Source organism: Acidovorax sp. GW821-FHT09A11 (genome assembly GCF_059418365.1).
The window spans coordinates 435,212-452,621 of sequence record NZ_JBWKPS010000003.1; the positions used below are offsets into that span (position 1 = coordinate 435,212).

Annotated in this window: 14 protein-coding genes; 7 read left to right on the forward strand and 7 right to left on the reverse strand. The window is 69.0% G+C overall.

The genetic code is table 11. The features are described 5' to 3' along the window. The first annotated feature begins 41 nt into the window (after window positions 1-41). The 4 genes from AC07PV_RS09635 (at window position 42) to AC07PV_RS09650 (ending at window position 4,856) form a co-directional block, all read left to right on the forward strand. A complete protein-coding gene (locus tag AC07PV_RS09635) occupies window positions 42-854 on the forward strand; it encodes an IclR family transcriptional regulator (protein WP_494630084.1) in 813 nt (270 codons plus the stop codon). 222 nt (window positions 855-1,076) lie between these two features. Further along, entirely contained in the window at window positions 1,077-1,850 is a 774-nt protein-coding gene (locus AC07PV_RS09640; RefSeq protein WP_218296573.1) for an SDR family oxidoreductase, read from the forward strand. Between the two features lie 40 nt (window positions 1,851-1,890). Next, a complete protein-coding gene (locus tag AC07PV_RS09645; RefSeq protein ID WP_218296572.1) occupies window positions 1,891-3,117 on the forward strand; it encodes an acyl-CoA dehydrogenase family protein in 1,227 nt (408 codons plus the stop codon). A 41-nt stretch (window positions 3,118-3,158) separates the two neighbouring features. Next, window positions 3,159-4,856 carry a long-chain fatty acid--CoA ligase gene (locus AC07PV_RS09650; RefSeq protein WP_492244769.1) on the forward strand — a complete coding sequence of 566 codons (1,698 nt, stop codon included), beginning with the start codon at window positions 3,159-3,161 and terminating at the stop codon, window positions 4,854-4,856. A 191-nt stretch (window positions 4,857-5,047) separates the two neighbouring features. Here AC07PV_RS09650 and AC07PV_RS09655 read toward each other — a convergent pair whose 3' ends face one another. From AC07PV_RS09655 to AC07PV_RS09675, 5 genes are all read right to left on the reverse strand, one after another. After that, a complete protein-coding gene (locus AC07PV_RS09655; protein WP_218296570.1) occupies window positions 5,048-6,226 on the reverse strand; it encodes an ABC transporter substrate-binding protein in 1,179 nt (392 codons plus the stop codon). 112 nt (window positions 6,227-6,338) lie between these two features. Further along, on the reverse strand, window positions 6,339-7,046 hold the full coding sequence (locus AC07PV_RS09660) for an ABC transporter ATP-binding protein (protein WP_218296569.1): 708 nt from the start codon (window positions 7,044-7,046) through the stop codon (window positions 6,339-6,341). Beyond that, a complete protein-coding gene (locus AC07PV_RS09665; protein ID WP_494630086.1) occupies window positions 7,033-7,797 on the reverse strand; it encodes an ABC transporter ATP-binding protein in 765 nt (254 codons plus the stop codon). The genes AC07PV_RS09660 and AC07PV_RS09665 overlap by 14 nt, the downstream gene beginning before the upstream one ends. Continuing rightward, the gene (locus AC07PV_RS09670) at window positions 7,790-8,773 is read right to left on the reverse strand and encodes a branched-chain amino acid ABC transporter permease (protein WP_494630088.1); all 984 of its coding nucleotides are present in this window, start codon (window positions 8,771-8,773) and stop codon (window positions 7,790-7,792) included. The genes AC07PV_RS09665 and AC07PV_RS09670 overlap by 8 nt, the downstream gene beginning before the upstream one ends. 1 nt (window position 8,774) lies before the next feature. Then, window positions 8,775-9,638, reverse strand: a complete 864-nt coding sequence (locus AC07PV_RS09675; RefSeq protein WP_494630090.1) for a branched-chain amino acid ABC transporter permease — start codon at window positions 9,636-9,638, stop codon at window positions 8,775-8,777. Window positions 9,639-10,062: 424 nt separating this feature from the next. On the opposite strand from AC07PV_RS09675, the gene AC07PV_RS09680 reads away from it, so the two are divergent. Both AC07PV_RS09680 and AC07PV_RS09685 read left to right on the forward strand, forming a co-directional pair. Then, window positions 10,063-11,205: a serine hydrolase domain-containing protein gene (locus tag AC07PV_RS09680; protein WP_494630091.1), complete on the forward strand. Its 1,143-nt coding sequence runs from the start codon at window positions 10,063-10,065 to the stop codon at window positions 11,203-11,205. 56 nt (window positions 11,206-11,261) lie between these two features. Further along, a complete protein-coding gene (locus AC07PV_RS09685; protein ID WP_218296564.1) occupies window positions 11,262-11,792 on the forward strand; it encodes a shikimate kinase in 531 nt (176 codons plus the stop codon). Window positions 11,793-11,904: 112 nt separating this feature from the next. Here AC07PV_RS09685 and AC07PV_RS09690 read toward each other — a convergent pair whose 3' ends face one another. After that, window positions 11,905-12,840 carry a LysR family transcriptional regulator gene (locus tag AC07PV_RS09690; RefSeq protein ID WP_492244771.1) on the reverse strand — a complete coding sequence of 312 codons (936 nt, stop codon included), beginning with the start codon at window positions 12,838-12,840 and terminating at the stop codon, window positions 11,905-11,907. Window positions 12,841-13,053: 213 nt separating this feature from the next. On the opposite strand from AC07PV_RS09690, the gene AC07PV_RS09695 reads away from it, so the two are divergent. Continuing rightward, window positions 13,054-13,458, forward strand: coding sequence for a RidA family protein (locus tag AC07PV_RS09695; RefSeq protein WP_218296562.1), 405 nt, complete (start codon window positions 13,054-13,056; stop codon window positions 13,456-13,458). Between the two features lie 99 nt (window positions 13,459-13,557). On the opposite strand, the gene AC07PV_RS09700 is transcribed toward AC07PV_RS09695, so the two are convergent. Next, on the reverse strand, window positions 13,558-17,076 hold the full coding sequence (locus AC07PV_RS09700; protein WP_494630093.1) for a putative Ig domain-containing protein: 3,519 nt from the start codon (window positions 17,074-17,076) through the stop codon (window positions 13,558-13,560). Window positions 17,077-17,410 lie beyond the last annotated feature (334 nt).

The following is a 17,410-nucleotide window of genomic DNA, read 5'->3' on the forward strand; positions in this document are numbered from 1 at the left end:
CGCCAGGCAGGCCCATGGAACCGCATCGCCATAATGCGCCCATGCCGCCGCCCCGCCCTGCCCACACTCCCCGCGCGCCCCTGGCGCGGCCTCCCCAGGACCGGCACTTCGTGACGGCGCTGGCCCGGGGCCTGGAGGTGCTGGCCTGCTTTCGCGCGGGCGACAAGCTCCTGGGCAACCAGGAGATCGCGCAACGCTGCCGCCTGCCCAAATCCACCGTGTCGCGCCTGACCGCCACCCTCACCCGGCTGGGCTACCTCATCCACGTGGAGGCCTGCGGCAAGTACCGCCTGGGCACCGCCACGCTGTCGCTGGGCAGTTCGATGCTGGTGCGCCTGGACGTGCGCCAGGTCGCGCGCCCGCTGATGCAGGAACTGGCCGACTTCGCGGGCGCCGAGGTGTCGATGGGCACCCGGGACCGCCTGTCGATGATCTATGTCGAGAACTGCCGCAGCGCGGCCCTGCACACGCTCAGCCTGGACGTGGGCTCGCGCATCTCGCTGGCCACGTCCGCCATGGGGCGCGCCTGGCTCGCCGCCGTGCCGGCCAAGGAGCGCAGCGCGGTGCTGGCCCAGATCCAGGGCCGCGACGAAACCGCGTGGCCGCAGGTGCAGCTGGGCATCGACCAGGCGCTGCAGGACTACCGCAGCCTGTCCGTGGCAACGTCGTTCGGTGACTGGCAGAAGAACGTCAATGCGATCGCCCGCGGGTTTCAGCCGGGGGGCGGGCTGCCGCCCATGGTGATCAACTGCGGCGGGCCCGCGTTCAATGTCCCGCAGGATTTCCTGCTCGATGCGGTGAGGCCGCGGCTGATAGAGATCGTGGCCCGCATCGAGACCGCGGTCTACCGCTGAAGACCGCGCTGGCGGGCCTTCGCGGGCACGCACCGAGTTTCGCAGGTGACAGCTCGCGTTTTACATCGGGTGCGGCCCCGACTAGCATGAAGTGCAGTTGCGGGTTCCGCGCCGCGAGCGTGGTGCCCCGCACCTTTCCCCATCCCACGGCAGCGCGATGCCCGGGCGCCCTGTCGCCTTCGAGCCCGCGCGCTCCACGCACTTCCAACGAAAGCCCTTCTCATGAGCGTCAAGCAACTCTTCGATCTCACCGGCCAGGTCGCCCTGGTCACCGGCGGCTCGCGCGGCCTGGGCCTGCAGATGGCCGAGGCCCTGGGCGAGATGGGCGCCAGGCTCGCCATCACGGCCCGCAAGGCCGATGAGCTGGCCGAAGCGAAAAAGCACCTGGAAGGCCTGGGCTGCGAGGTGTTGACCGTGGTCAACGACCTGCAGAAGACCGGGGACATCCCCGGCCTGGTGGACCAGGTGGTGGAGCGCTTTGGCACCATCGACATCCTCGTCAACAACGCGGGCGCCACCTGGGGCGCCAAGGCCGAGGACCACCCCGACGCCGCCTGGCACAAGGTGATGGACCTCAATGTGAACGCGCCCTTCTTCCTCTCGCGCGAGGTGGGCAAGCGCTGCATGATTCCGCGCGGCAAGGGCAACATCATCGTGACGGCCTCGGTGGCCGGCATCAAGGGCACGCCGCCGGGCATGAACACCATTGCCTACAACACCTCCAAGGCCGCGGCGATCCACTTCGCGCGCACGCTGGCCTCCGAATGGGGGCACTACGGCATCCGCGTCAACGCCATCTGCCCCGGATTCTTCCCGAGCAAGATGGCCAGCGGCCTCATCGACAAACTGGGCCCGGCCATGATCGAGCGCACCCCGCTGCGCCGCATCGGCGGCGAAGAGGACCTCAAGGGCGCCGTGGTGTTCCTCGCCTCCGAGGCCTCGCGCCACATCACAGGCCACGCGATCGTGGTGGACGGCGGCGCCAGCCTGATCTGACACCGCGCCATTCCCTGCCCTTTGCGGAAAGCACCCCTTCATGGATTTCACCTACTCCCCCAAGGTCGTCGACCTGCAGCAGCGCCTGACGGCGTTCATGGAAGAACACATCTACCCCGCCGAACCGGTATACCACCACGAGGTGGCCGCAAACCGCAAGGCCGGCAACGCCTGGCAGCCCACCCAGGTGATGGAGGACCTCAAGGCCAAGGCCCGGGCCGCCAACCTCTGGAACCTGTTCCTGCCCGAATCCAACCTGGGCGCGGGCCTGACCAACCTGGAATACGCGCCCCTGTGCGAGATCATGGGCCGCTCGCACATCGCGCCCGAGGCCTTCAACTGCTCGGCGCCCGACACCGGCAACATGGAAACGCTGGCGCGCTATGCCACGCCCGAGCAGCAGCAGCGCTGGCTGCTGCCGCTGCTCGACGGCCGGATCCGATCGGCCTTCGCCATGACCGAGCCCGACGTGGCCTCCTCGGACGCCACCAACATCGAAGCCCGCATCGTGCGCGACGGCGACCACTACGTCATCAACGGCCGCAAGTGGTGGACCTCGGGCGCGCCCGATCCGCGCTGCGAGATCCTGATCTTCATGGGCAAGACCGACCCCGACCATGCCAGCCGGCACCAGCAGCAGTCGATGATCCTCGTGCCCATGGACACGCCCGGCGTGACCATGGAACGCGCGCTGCCCGTGTTCGGCTACGACCATGCGCCGCACGGCCATGGCGAGGTGAGCTTCGTGAACGTGCGCGTGCCCGTGGCCAACATCCTGCTGGGCGAGGGCCGTGGCTTCGAGATCGCCCAGGGCCGCCTGGGCCCCGGGCGCATCCACCACTGCATGCGCCTCATCGGCGTGGCCGAGCGCGCGCTGGAGTTGATGTGCCAGCGCGCCCTGGGCCGCACTGCGTTTGGCCGCAAGGTGGCCGACCAGGGCGTCACGCGCGAGCGTATCGCCAACGCGCGCATCCTGATCGACCAGGCGCGCTTCCTGGTGCTCAATGCCGCGCAGATGATGGACACCGTGGGCAACAAGGTCGCCCGCAAGGAGATCGCGATGATCAAGGTGGCCGCGCCCAGCATGGCCTGCCAGGTGATCGACTGGGCCATGCAGGTGCATGGCGGCGGCGGGGTGAGCGATGATTTCCCGCTCGCGGCCGCCTATGCCCAGGCACGTACCTTGCGATTTGCCGACGGCCCCGACGAAGTGCACCGCAATGCCATCGCCAAGGACGAGCTGGCACGCCATCTGAAACGCGGCTGACCGCCCCGCCGCCGAACCACGCCTTCAGGAGCCCGCCCCGCATGTCCGACCGCCACCTTGCCCACTGGCCCCCGGGGCTGTCCCGCCACCTCACGCTGCCGCAGACCAACCTGTTCCACAACGCCGAGGTTTCGGCGGCGCGCTACCCGGACAAGCCGTTCCTGGTGTTCTACGACACGCTGGTGACCTTCCGGCAGTTCCAGCAGGAGGCCGAGCACATCGCGGGTTTCCTGCAGCAGCGGTGCGGCGTGAAGGCCGGCGACCGGGTGCTGCTGTACATGCAGAACAGCCCGCAGTGGATCCTGGCGTTCTACGGCATCCTGCGCGCCAATGCCGTGGTGGTGCCGGTGAACCCCATGAACCTCACCGACGAGCTGCGCCACTATGTGCACGACAGCGGGGCCACCGTGGCCTTCCTGCCGCAGGACCTGCATGCGCAGGCGCAGCCGCTGGTGGGCGGGGCGCAGGGTGGCGCCGGCCTGGAGCACCTGATCGTCGCGGCCTACAGCGACTACCTGCAGGTGCCCACCGACCTGCCCGTGCCCGCGTTCGTCTGCGCGCCGCGCGAGGCCATCGCCGCCCCGGGCGTGACGCTCTGGAGCGACATGCTGGCGCAGCGGCTCGCGCCCGGCCCGCTGACCGCCGGGCCCGATGACCTGTGCGTGATGCCCTACACCTCGGGCACCACCGGCCACCCCAAGGGTTGCATGCACACGCACCGCAGCGCCATGAGCACGCTGGTGGGCGGCGCGCAATGGTTCTCGCGCACGCAGGATGCGACCTATCTGGCCGTGCTGCCGCTCTTTCACGTCACGGGCATGTCGGGCAGCATGAACGGGCCGCTGTTCGTGGGCGCCACCGTGGTGGTGCTGCCGCGCTGGGACCGCGACGCCACGGCCCGGCTCATGCAGCGCTACCGCATCAGCATCTGGCAGGCCATCTCCACCATGGTGGTGGACTTCCTGGCCAACCCGCGCATCGGCGACTACGACATCTCCAGCCTGCAGGCCATCCGGGGCGGTGGCGCGGCCATGCCCAAGGCGGTGGCGCAGCGCCTCAAGGAGCTGACGGGGCTGGACTACGTGGAGGGCTACGGCATGTCCGAAACCATGGCGGCCACGCACATCAACCCGCCGCACCGGCCCAAGCCGCAATGCCTGGGCATCCCGGTGTTCGACGTGGATGCGCGCGTGGTCGACCCCGCGACGTTCGCCGAACTGCCGCCGGGCGAGACCGGCGAGATCGTGGTGCACGGACCGCAGGTCATGGTGGGCTACTGGAACAACCCGCAGGCCACGGCCGACAGCTTCATCACCCTGGAGGGCAAGCGCTTCCTGCGCACCGGCGACCTGGCGCAGGTGGACGAGGACGGCTACTTCTTCATGGTGGACCGCTTGAAGCGCATGATCAACGCATCGGGCTTCAAGGTCTGGCCCGCCGAGGTCGAGGCCATGATGTACGCCCACCCCGCCATCCAGGAGGTGTGCGTGATCGCCGCGCACGACGAACGCCGGGGCGAGACCGTGAAGGCGGTGGTCGTGCTGCGCGACGCCTTCAAGGGCCAGGTGAGCGCGCAGGACATCATCGACTGGAGCCACGACCACATGGCCGCCTACAAGAGCCCGCGCCGCGTGCAGTTCGTGGACATCCTGCCCAAGTCGGGCACGGGCAAGGTCCAGTGGCGCGAGCTGCAGGAACAGGAGCGCAGCGCACCTCCCGGGGCGGGTCCGCGCGCCTGATGCTTCACTTTTTATAGCGCCTTACGCTTGCCAGTCAAGCGTTAGCAGCCAAAAGCACTGCAAATCCAGGAGTCAGCCCGCGCCGGGGCAGCGCGCGGTGCACGGCAGGATCCCTTGCAAAAAAAAGGCCTGCCCCTTCTCCGTGGCAGGCCCTGCGTGGCGCGGCGTGGCGGGCCAGGGCCCGCGCCGACCTACTTGGCCAGCGCGTCCAGCCGGATCTCCTTGACCTTGCCGCCTTCCACGATGGCCACGCGGGTGTTGGCCGTGGAGCCGCCGCGCTCGTTCACGCCGTCCATCTCGTGCGGGTTGTTTTCGGTGGGCAATGACTTGAAGGCCTTGTCCAGCTGCGCGCGGATCGCGGCGGCGTCGGTGGTGCTGCCCGCGAGCTTCATCGCCAGCGCGGTGGCGTGCACGGTGGTGTAGTTGAGCGAGACCTCGGAACTCGGGTCGCGGCCGGGGTGGGTCTTGCGAAAGCGCTCCACGAAGGCCTTGGTCACCGGCGAGCTGTCCTCCACCACGGGCAGCACGCCGATCGATCCCTCCAGGGGGCCGTAGCCGCCGGTGATCTTGCCGATCTCGTCCATCTTGGCCTGGTCGATGATCACGAAGCCCCCCTTGAAGCCCAGCTCGCGCGCCTGCTTGATCACCAGGCCCGTGGGCTCGGACGCGCCGCCGATGAAGAGCACATCGGGCTTGGAGGCGAGCACCCGGCTCACGCCGCTGTAGAAGTCCGTCGCGCGGTTGTAGGACATGGGGTTCTCGGCCACCACCTTGCCGCCCGCGGCTTCCCACGCGGGCTTGAAGGCGGCTGTCCAGGCCTTGGCGTAGTCGTGGTCGGCATTGGCGATGGCCACGTTCTTGCCGTACTTGCCCATGGCGTGGTTCACGAAGGGCTTCACGTAGGACGTGAACTCGGGCGGGATGCGCAGCGTGAGCTTGTTGTTGCGCTCGGTGATCTGCGGCACGCTGGTGTACGAGAGCAGCAGGACCTTCTGCGCCTCGTTGGTGGCCATCACCGCGAAGCTGCCGCCCGAATGCGGCACCAGCACCGCGGGAGCCTTGTGCTCCTGCACCAGGCGCTGGGTATTGATGGCGGTTTCACTGGGGTTGTACTTGTCGTCCAGCGCGACGATCTCGAGCCTGACCTTCTGGCCGGCCACCTCCAGGCCCTTAGCGTTGATCTCCTGCACCGCCATCTCCATGCCGCTGAGCACGTTCTTGCCGTACAGCGCGGCGCCGCCGCTCAAGGGGCCCGAGTAGCCGATCTTCACGACCTGCTGGGCGAAGGCGGTGCCGGTGGCACCCAGCAGTGCGGCCACCGCGAAGGCGCTGGCACCGAGTCGAAGGATGGTCTTGCGTTTCGTGATCATGCTGATGTCTCCTTGGGGTTTCTGAAAAAGCGGCTCTTGCGAGTCAGGGTCGTCAAACAGGTGGCACTACCGTCGCACGCGCGCGGCGCCGCGGGGGGCTGCTCCTCATCTCCTATGCGCCGATGTAGGCCCGGCGCACGGCCTCGTTGTTCATGAGGCTGTCGCGGTCGCCCTCCATCACGATGCGGCCGCTCTCGATGACGTAGGCGCGGTGCGCGATCTTGAGCGCCGCGAACGCGTTCTGCTCGGCCAGCAGCACCGTGGTGCCGGCCTGGTTGATGCGCTGGATGACCTCGAAGGTCTGCTTGATGACCAGCGGCGCCAGGCCCAGCGAGGGCTCGTCGAGCAGCAGCACCTTGGGCCGGCCCATCATGGCGCGGCCGATGGCCACCATCTGCTGCTGGCCGCCGCTGAGCGAGCCCGCGGGGTCGTCCTTCTTCTCGGCCAGGATGGGAAACAGCGCGAACACCTCGTCCAGCACCTTCCTGCTGCCCGCCGTGTCGCCCCGGTGCACGTAGGCGCCCAGCATCAGGTTCTTGAGCACCGACATGCCGGGGAACAGCTTGCGCCCCTCGGGGCACTGCACCACGCCGTGCTGCACGATCTGAGAGGGCTTCATGCCCGCCAGCTCCCTGTCGCCATAGCGGATGCTGCCCCCGGCGGCCTTGTGGATGCCGCTGATGGTCAGGAAGATCGAGCTCTTGCCCGCGCCGTTGGCGCCCAGCAGCACCACCAGCTCGCCCTGCCGGGCATGCAGGCTCACGCCATTGAGCGCCTGGAAGCTGCCGTATTTGAGCGAGAGGTTGTCAAGCTGCAGCATGCTCGCTCCCCAGGTAGGCGTCGATGACGGCCGGGTTCGCGCGGATCTCGGCGGGGGTGCCCTCGGCGATCTTCTCGCCGTAGTTCAGCACCATGATCTTGTCGGCCAGGCTCATGATCATGTTCATCTTGTGTTCGATCAGGCACACGGTGAGGCCATGGGCCACCATCTTGCGGATGAGCTGGGCCAGGCCTTCGGTCTCGTCGGGGTTCACGCCGCCGGCGGGCTCGTCCAGCAGCACCAGGCGCGGCCCGGTGGACAGCGCCAGCGCGAAGGCCACGCGCTTGCGCTCCTCCTGCGAGATGTCGCCCGCCATGCGGTTTTCCAGGTGCGCGAGGCCCACGAAATCGAGCGCCTCGCGCGCCTTCTCGCGGCAGATGCGCTCTTCCTCGCGCAGGCGGCTGGAATTGCACAGCACGTCGAGCAGGCCCGAGCGCGTGCGCAGGCGGTGGCCCACGATGAGGTTGTCCAGCACCGAGGCCATGTCAAAGAGCGCCGTGGTCTGGAAGGTGCGCGCCACGCCCAGGCGCGCCACCTCGTCGGTGCGCAGCGAGGTCACGTCGCGTCCCTCCAGCGTGATGGTGCCCGAGCTGGGCCGGTGCATTCCGCTGATGAGGTTGAAGAACGTCGTCTTGCCGGCACCGTTGGGGCCGATGATCGCGTTGATCCTGCCGGCCTCGATGGTGGTGCTGACGTTGTGGACGGCGGCCAGGCCGCCGAAGCGCTTGGTGAGGTGTTCGATCTTAAGCACGGTCGCCTCCTGCGGGCGGTGTGGCGGACGACCGGGTGGCGCGGCGTGCCTTCCAGCCCAGGTAGGTGCCCACGATGCCGTGCGGCACGAAAATCACCAGCAGCACGAGGATGGGACCGAAGACAAGGAAGCGGTACTCCTGCAGGAACTGCAGGTACTGCGTGAGCCAGGGCATGGCGAGCGCGCCCAGCAACGGGCCCAGCAGCGTCCCCAGCCCCCCGATGAGCATGTACATGGTCATGTCGAAGGTGTGCTCCACCCCCGCCACGCCGGGCCCGATGAAGCGCACATAGCCCGCATACAGCCCCCCCGCGATACCCGCGTAGAACACCGACAGCATGAACGCCAGCACCTTGTTGCGCATGAGGTTGATGCCCAGCGACTCAGCCAGCTCGTCGCTGTTGCGGATGGCCATGAAGGTGCGCCCGAGCAGCGAGTTGACGATACGGCGCATGGCCCACATGCCCACCACCAGCCAGAAGAAGGCCAGGTAGTACAGCGCCAGCGGCGTGTCGAACCGCAGCCCCCCGATGGGCGACGGGGCGGGGATGCCGATGATGCCCACCGTGCCATGGGTGAGCCCTTCCCATTTCTCGATCACGAGGAACATGATGTAGCCCACGCACAGCGTGAAGATCGAGAAGTAGTGCCCCTTGAGCCGCAGCGACAGGACGCCGATGAAGAAGCCCAGCACGGTGGTGACCACGCCCGAGAGCGCGAACGCCACCCAGAACGGCACCTGGTGGTCCACCGTGAGGATGCCCACCGTGTAGGCGCCCACCGCCATGAAGCCGCTGTGCGCCAGGTTGAACTGCCCCGTGTAGCCCGTGATGAGGTTCAGGCCGATGGTGGCGATCGCAAAGATGTAGGCGGTGCCCATCACCGTGAGGTGGTAGTCATTGCCCACGAACAGGGGAAACGCCAGCCCGGCGGCCAGCAGCAGGGCCCAGCCCCATTTGCCTTCCAGGAATGCCATGTCAGCGCACCCCCTTGGTGAACAGGCCCTGCGGACGCACCGACAGGATGGCCACGAGCAGCACGAAGGCGATGATGTCCTTGTAGTCGGTGGAGATGTAGAACGCCCCGAAGCTCTCGGCAAATCCGATGATGAGCCCCCCGATGATGGCGCCGGGCACGCTGCCCATGCCCCCCAGGATGATGATCACGAAGGCCTTGGTGATCACGAGGTGCCCCATGGCCGGGTACACGAGGTTGATGGGCGCATACAGCGTGGCGGCCACCGCGGCCAGCGCGCCCGAGATGGCGAAGGTGAGCATGGCCACGCGGTTCGCGTCGATGCCCACCAGCGACGCGCCATCGCGGTTCTGCGCCATGGCGATGATGGTCGAGCCCGTCACCGTCTTCTTGAGGAACAGGTGCAGCACCACCATGAGCACGAAGGCCGCCGCGATGATCAGCAGGCGCTGCACCGGCGCCGTGACTCCGCCCAGGTCGATGATGCCGGTGTACGGCGTCTGCATGCGGTGGAAGTCCGCGCCCCACAGGGCCTGCGCGCCGGCCTCCAGGAACAGCAGCACCCCGATGGCCGCGATCATCGGATGCAGGCCCGAGGCATTGCGCAGCGGGTGGAACACCAGCCGCTCCGACACCACGCCGATCAGCGCCACGGCAAGGGCCGAGCCCGCCATCGCCACCCAGTAGTTGAAGCCCCAGGCCGCCATGAGGAGCCACGACACGAACGCCCCGGCCATGTAGAACGCGCCATGGGCGAAATTGGGCACGTGCAGGATGCCGTACACCAGCGTGAGGCCCAGGGCCACCAGGCTGTAGATGCCGCCCAGCGTGAGGCCGTTGAGCACTTGCTGCAGGAACAGGTCCATCAACCGCCCCTCCCTGCGAGCGGTGCGCGGCCGTGCTGCGCGGGCGGCATGGCCTCGGGGCGTGGGCTCGGGGCGTCCCCGCGGGGGCGTGTCTCCATCGTCGTGCTCCTGGTAGGTTTGCAGACAGGCTGCGGCCATCGGCCCAGCCGCCCCGCATGCCGCACGCGATGCGCCGAAGCGGCGCGATCCCCTTGCGGTCGAGGCCGGGCCAGCTTAATAACGAAGCCCCGGATGCCCAACCTCGTATTCCGCTGTGCAGAACATTTCAGGGTAATCACCCAGCGATTGGCGGGTGCGCCAGTCATCTGCGCGACTTGCCGCCGCGGGATGCCGCAACAGACTGAAACAATCCGTCCACCACCGGCGACGTTCCGACACGCGGAACGTGCACGGGGCCCATTGCCACCACCGTCTCGAGGAACCCATGCACCCAGCCCCCCTGGCACGCCTGTGCCACGTACTTCAAGCCCATGTGGACCAGGGCCTGCTGCCCGGCGCGGTGGCGCTGGTGCACCACCAGGGCCGCACCGTGCTGCACCAGGCGGTGGGCGCACAGCGCCCCGGGGCGGACGCCCCCGCCATGGCGCACGACACGCTCTTTCGCATCTACTCGATGACCAAGCCGATTGCCTCGCTGGTGGCACTGATGCTCATGGAGGAAGGCCGCCTGCTGCTGGCACACCCCGTGTCGCACTACCTGCCCGCGTTTACCGGGCAGCAGGTGTACGACCCGGCCACCGGCCAGCGGGCACCCGCGCCGCGCGAGGCCACCGTGCACGACCTGCTGCGCCACACCGCCGGCCTCAGCTACGCGTGGGAGGCGGGCCCGGTGCCCGACCTGTACCGCGCTGCCCGCATTGGTTCGCGCCGCCACACCAATGCCGGTCTCGCGGCCGCGCTGGGCCCCCTGCCGCTGGTGCATGCGCCCGGCAGCCGCTGGGAGTACAGCCGCGCCACGGATGTGCTGGGCGCCGTGCTCGAGGTGGTGGAAGGCGCGCCCCTGGGCACCATCCTGCAGCGCCACGTGTTCGGGCCCCTGGGCATGCACGACACGGGCTTTAGCGTCCCTCCCCGGAACCTGCACCGGCTGGCCGAGCCCTTCGCGCGCGACCCGCAGACGGGTACCGAGGTCGCGCTGATCGACGTGGCCGCCCCGCCCGCGTTTGAATCCGCCGGGGGCGGGCTGGTGTCCACCGCCGCGGACTACGCGCGTTTCCTGCAGCTCCTGCTGGGCCGGGGCACCCTGGAAGGCACGGACGGCCCCGTGCGGCTGGCCAGCCGCGCCACGGTGGATTTCATGACGGCGGACCACCTGGGCGGCATCCCCACAGCCGGCGACGTGCTGCCCCCCGGCTACGGATTCGGGCTGGGCGTGGCGGTGCGCACGGCCACCGGGCTGGCGACGCGCCCCGGCTCGGCGGGGCACTACAGCTGGAGCGGGCTGGGCGGCACCTTCTTCCTCGTGGACCCGGCGCAGGACCTGTTCGCCATCCTGCTCACACAGGCCCCGGGACAACTGCGCTACCTGAGCGAGCTGTATCCGGCCCTGGTGTACGCCGCGCTCTGAGCGCCCGCCGCCTTACACTCTGCGTCCAGTTGGGCAGCCATAACAACAGGAAATTTATGCAGATTCGCTGTGCACTGGTCGGTATGCCCGGCTCGGGCAAATCCACCATCGGCCGGCAACTCGCCCACCGGGCGGGTGTTCCATTCGTCGACCTGGACCACCGGCTGGAGCAGACCCTCGGCACCACCATCCGCAGCTTTTTCGAAGCGGAAGGCGAAGCGCGCTTTCGCGATGTCGAGTCCCAGGTCCTGGCCGAGGTGGCGCAGGAGCCTGGCGGCATGGTGCTCTCCACCGGTGGCGGCGCCGTGCTGCGCCCGGCCAACCGGGAGGTGCTGCGCCGCTTCGGCAACGTGCTGTACCTGCGCGCCTCGCCCGAAGAGATCTACCGCCGCGTCAAGCACGACAAGACCCGGCCACTGCTGCAGGTGGGCAACCCCATGGACAAGCTGCGCGAGCTGTACGCGCACCGCGACGGCCTGTACCGCGAAACGGCCCACTTCGTGATCGAGACCGGCCGCCCCACGGTGCACACGCTGGTCAACATGATCATGATGCAGCTGGAGATGGCGGCGGGCGCGCAGGGGTAGGTTTCCTGGCGGTTGATGGCTGCGCGGCGGGCTTCAGCGGTTTGGGTTGACCGACCATCCTGAAGCTGAATGGGCCCCGGGCGCTTATCCATGAACCCTGAATGCTATATTTTCAATAGCTTTCATCGGCACGCCGCACCGCCACCGGTGCATGCAGCGCCATCAGCTCCACCACCCAGTCAATGAACACCCGGACCTTGGCGCTCACATGGCGGTTGGGCGGGTAGGCCACGTACAGGGGCATGGGGTCCATCGTCCAGCCTTCAAACAATGGCACCAGCTCGCCGCTGGCCGCGTGCGGCCGCGCCATGTAGCTGGGCAGCCACAGCACCCCCATGCCGGCCAGCCCTGCGGCCAGGTAGGCATTGCCGTCGTCCATCGCGCACACGTAGCGGCCCTGCACGTGGATGCTCTCGCCGCCGCGGCGCATGGCATAGGGAACCGGCTTGCCGGTGCGCGCCCACAGGAAACCCACGATGCGGTGGTGCGAGTCCTCCAGCTCCCCCGGGTGCGCGGGCACGCCCGCGTGCCGCAGGTAGCTGGGAGCGGCAAAAACGCGCAGTGCGAGCTCGCCCACCTGGCGGGCGATGAGGGACTGGTCGGTGAGGGTGCCGCCGCGCACCACGCAGTCGACGTTCTCGCCCAGCATGTCCACGCGGCGGTCGCTCACGCCCATGTCGAGCTGGATGTCGGGATACCGCGCGTGGAACGCGGGCAGCGCGGGGACGAGGACGAGCCGGGCCAGGGGGCTGGGCACATCCACCCGCAGGCGGCCCCGGGGCGCGGCGGCGGCGGTGGAGAGGCTGGTCTCGGCGTCGTCCAGGTCGGCCAGCAGGCGCACCACGCGCTCGTAGTAGGCGGCGCCATCGGCGGTGACATGGACCTTGCGCGTGGTGCGGTTGAACAGCCGGACCCGCAGGCGTGCCTCCAGTTGCTGCACCAGCTGGGTCACCGTGGTCTTGCTCATGTGCAGGGTTGCCGCCGCCTTGGTGAAGCTGCCGGTTTCCACCACCCGCGCGAAGGCCTGCATTGCGTCAAAACGGTCCATGAGGATGCTCCGGTACGGCCGCCTCAGGGGCCCGTGGGGGTGCACGGGTCGAGCCCGTGCCGCGCTGCAATGGGCCTGGTACGGCCCGCGATTGTTTGGATTCTAAGAACAGTGATGGACAGGCTTGCCTGTTTATCGGCCGGCCCCGCGCTTCTACAGTGCCTTCATCGTCAACACGGGGCGGCTTGCCGGCCCCACCGAAGGAGTTTTTTCATGGCCCAACGTGATGTGGTGTTTCCGGCCGGTCGCCAGGCGCTGTACGAGCGCAACCGCTATTCGCCGGCGGTGCGGTCCAACGGTTTTCTGTTCGTGTCGGGCCAGGTGGGCAGCCGCGAGGATGGCTCGCCCGAGCCCGACCTGAAGGCGCAGGTGCGGCGGGCGTTCACCAACCTGGACGCGGTGCTGCAGGCGGCGGGCTGCACCTTTGACGACGTGGTGGACGTGACGATGTTTGTCGTCAACCCCGAGGCGAACTTTGAAGCGGTGTGGAGCATCGTGCCCGAGTTCTGGGGCGAGGCGCCCCACCCCACGCTGACGGGCATTGGCGTGACCTGGCTGTATGGGTTTCAGTTCGAGATCAAGGTGATTGCCCGGCTGCCGCAAGGCCAGGGCGGCTGAATCTTGCAGGGAGCGGATGGCTGCAATCTTTGAATGAAATGAGGCCCCAGCGCTTATTCCAAAAGCGCTGGCAGCTATGATTTTCATATCAACTGCACATTACCCCGCGCCCCGGCGGCGCTGGCCTGCGGCCACGGCCAGCAGTCCCAGGGCCAGCCACCAGATCAGCCCGTCGCCCAGCGGCACGGCCGTGGCGGCCAGCCCGAAGCCCGCGCCGCCCGCGTCCACGACGGCGCCGTTGGCGGCCAGGTCATCATCCCCCAGGGCGCCGTCGGTGATGGAGAAGGTCGCCACCGCGCCCGCCACCCCGGCGGGCAGGGTGTACCAGCGTGGCGTCGCGTTGGGCGGGCTGGCCGGCGTGGGGCCGTACTTCCAGTACTGGGTGTGGGCCGGCAGCGCGCCGGGGTAGGTGATGGTGAACTGCAGCGTGCTGCCCGGCGTGCAGCCCGTGGTGGCGAAGTCAAACAGCCCGTGCGGAAACTGCACCCCCGCCGGGGCGCTGTGGGCGGGCGGGCTGGACGCGTGGCCCGACGGCGGGATGAACTGCGCGCTGGCGAACACGCACCCCGCACCGCCGCCGCCAAAGCTGGCCGTGATGGTGCCCGAGCCCGTGGGGGACGGGCCGCTGTAGGTCTGCGCCAGCGCCACCTGCAGCGTGTAGGCCTGGCTGCCTGCATAGGCCGCCCCGCTGGCGTCGGTGGCCGTGACGGTGAAATGGTAGGTGCCCGGTGCGCCCACGGTACCGGCCAGCACGCCAGCCGTGCTCAGCGCCAGGCCCGGGGGCAAGGCGCCGGTGCTCACGGCATAGCTGTGCGGGGCCAGCCCACCGGCCGCCGCGAGGGCCTGGCTGTAGGCGCTGTACGCGCCGGCAGCGGGCAGCGTGGCAGGCGCCAGGGTGACGGTGGGGGCTCCCACCGTGAGCGCCACGGCCTGCGCGCCGTTGAACGGGCCGGCGCCGGTGCTGCTGTCGGTGGCGGTGAGGTGGAGGTTGAACGCACCGGCCACCGAGGGCGTGCCCGACACCGTGGCGCTGTCGGCCGTGGTGGCCGTGACCGACAGGCCCGCGGGCAGGTTCTGCACCTGCAGGCCCGTGTAGGGGGCGGCGCCGCCGCTCCAGGTGAAGGTGCGGGTGTAGGCGCTGCCCACCGTGGCGGTCTGCGCGCTGTTGGGGCTGACCACCAGGGTGGGCGGGCTCACGGTCAGCGTGACGGTGGCGGGCGACGATGTGCCGGAGGTGTTGGTGGCGGTATAGGCAAGACTGTCACTGCCCGCATAGCCCGGCGTGGGCGTGTACTGGAGGGTGGTGCCACTGACCATCGCCGTGCCGTGCGCGGCCGGCGTGGTGAGGGCCAGCGACGTGGCCGCCCCGCCGGAGAGGCTCAGCGGCACGGCGTTGCCGCTGGAGCCATAGGCCACCGTGTGCGCCGAGTGGCTGGCCACCGGCGCCGCATCGGCCACCACCAGCGTGTAGGCGCGCGTGGCGGTGTAGGGGCCGGTGCCGGTGCTGCTGTCGGTGGCGGTCACGCTGAAGTTGAAGGACCCCGTGGCCGTGGGCGTGCCCGACAGCACGCCACCCGCGCTGAGCAGCAGCCCGCCTGGCAACGCCCCGGCCGTGACGGCATGGGTGTACGGCGCCGTGCCGCCCGATGCCGCGAGCGGAGTGCTGTAGGCCACGGTGCGCGTGCCGCCCGGCACGGTGGCGGGGGCCAGCGACACCGTGGGGCTGGCAATGGCCAGGGTATAGGCCTGCGAGCCCGCATACGGCCCCGGAAAGGCGCTGCTGTCGGTGGCGGTGACCGTGAAATTGAACGCACCGCCCGCCGTGGGCATGCCGCCGAGCAGCCCGCCGGTGGACAAGGCCAGCCCCGTGGGCAGCGCGCCCGCCGTCACCGCGAATGCATAAGGGCCTGCGCCACCGCTGCCCGCCAGGGTCTGGCTGTAGGCCGCCGCCACCGTGCCGACTGGCAGGGTGCCGGGGCCGACGGCCACAGGCACATCGTCGTTGGTGATGGTGCCCAGGCCCTGGTTGTCGGCGATGGTGGCGTTGACGGCGCCGCTCAGGTGGACGAAGAAGGTCTCGTGGGCCTCGGGCGTGGTGTCGCCGACCACGGGCACCGTAATGGTGAGCAAGGTTTGCCCTGGCGTGAAAGTCAGCGTGCCGCTGGTGGCGGTGTAGTCGCCGGACTGCGTGGCCGTGCCGTTGGCCGTGGCGTAGTTGACGCTGGTGGTGAAGCCACTCGGCGCGCTCAGGGACACGGTGAAGACGGCGCCGGTGGTACCGCCGTGGCCCTCCACCACGGTCACATCGTTGATCGACAGGCTGGGGGCCGCGTCGTCGTTGACGATGGTGCCCTGGCCCTGCGCGTCGCCCGCCACGGCATTCACCAGATTGGTCACATTCACCCCAAACGTCCTGTCCGGCTGGAAGAGCGCATTGCCCGGCACCTGCACCACGAAGGGGTAGGTGCTGCTGCCTGCGGGTATGGCCTGGCCCGCGAGGCTGTGCGCCACGTAGTCGGCCCCCGCGGTGGCCGTGCCATTGGCCGTGGCGATGTCGAAGGTGACGCCGCCCGGCCCGGCGGGCGCGCTGAGGCTGACCGTGAAACTGAAATGGGCCATGCCCGCATTGCCTTCGCTGGCCGCCACGTCGTTGATGGACAGCACGGGCTGCTGGCTGACCACCAGCGTGTAGTTCTCCAGCTCGAAATAGCTCCCAGGCCCCGTGCTGGCGTCCGTGACCCGCAAGGTCACCGGGTAGCTGCCCAGGGACGCCGCCGTGGTGCCGCTGACCACGCCCGCGCCGGAGATGCTGATGCCCGCCGGGAGGCTGCCCGTCTCCAGCTGATAGCTGTAGGGCGGCACACCGCCCGTGGTGGCCAGTGCTTGCGAGAAGGGCTGGCCCTGCACCGCCGTGCCCGTGGGGGTGGCCAGCGCCAGGCTCGGGTTGCCCACCGTGCCGGTGTAGCCCTTGTCCACGAACAGGCCGCCATGGTCGGTGGAGCGCACGCTGAAGGTGTAGCCCCCGCGCCGGGTGGGCGTGCCGGTGATGGCGCCCGAACCGGCCAGGCCGAGGCCCGGGGGCAGCGCGCCGCCTTGCAGCGTGTAGGTGTATGGCGCCGTGCCGCCGCTGGCGCTGAGGGCCTGCGAAAACGGCGTGCCCGCCGTCAGGGCGGGCAATGTTGCGGGTGCGACCGCAATGGGAGACGACGAGGGATGGATGGTGACCGTCACGCCCACGACGCTTTGCGCAGTGGCGTTGCCCGATGCGTCGGTGAACTCGAAGTAGTCGCTGGTGGCGCTGTTGCCATTGTGGCTGTAGTCCAGGACCCAGTTCGGTCCGGTGATGCGCAGGTTGGCACTGCCATGCACAGGTAACGCCGGCCCGTCCACCGGACCGGTGCCCGCCCAGCCAATACCTGGCGTGCAGTCGGTCACGTCGATGGTGACCGTGCCGCCTTGCGTGACCCCACCACCCTTGGCCGGGCAGATGAGCGAGGTGTGCGCGGCGCTGGCCATGCCAGGCTGCAGCAAACCCGCCAGCAGCGCCGCGCAAGCCAGCAGGCGCAGGGCCGCATGACGGAGCCCCTCCGGAAATCCATGGAAACGCAGCATTGGCATCGCCCCTACACAGTTCTTTGTCTTGTGCTTGGGCGGGCCCTGCGCGGCCCACGGCGGGAGCCACTGTCCTGTGAAAAGTGCAGCGGCAGCGCCGCACCGAGCTTGTCCCAATCGTGGCTGATTACATGCTGCGCCCTGGCAAATAGCATCCCTCCTGAAGTAGGGTTCCCACTGCCGAAAACACGCGCCAGGCATGGCGCAGGCGCGCCGGTCTGGAGGCAGGCCCATGGCTTGCGAAGCGCTTTCCGGCAAAGCCACCAACAGAAAGGCCCCGCGTGCGGGGCCTTTCTGTCCATTCGATCAAATCAGCCCCTGGCGCTTATCCATCAAGTGC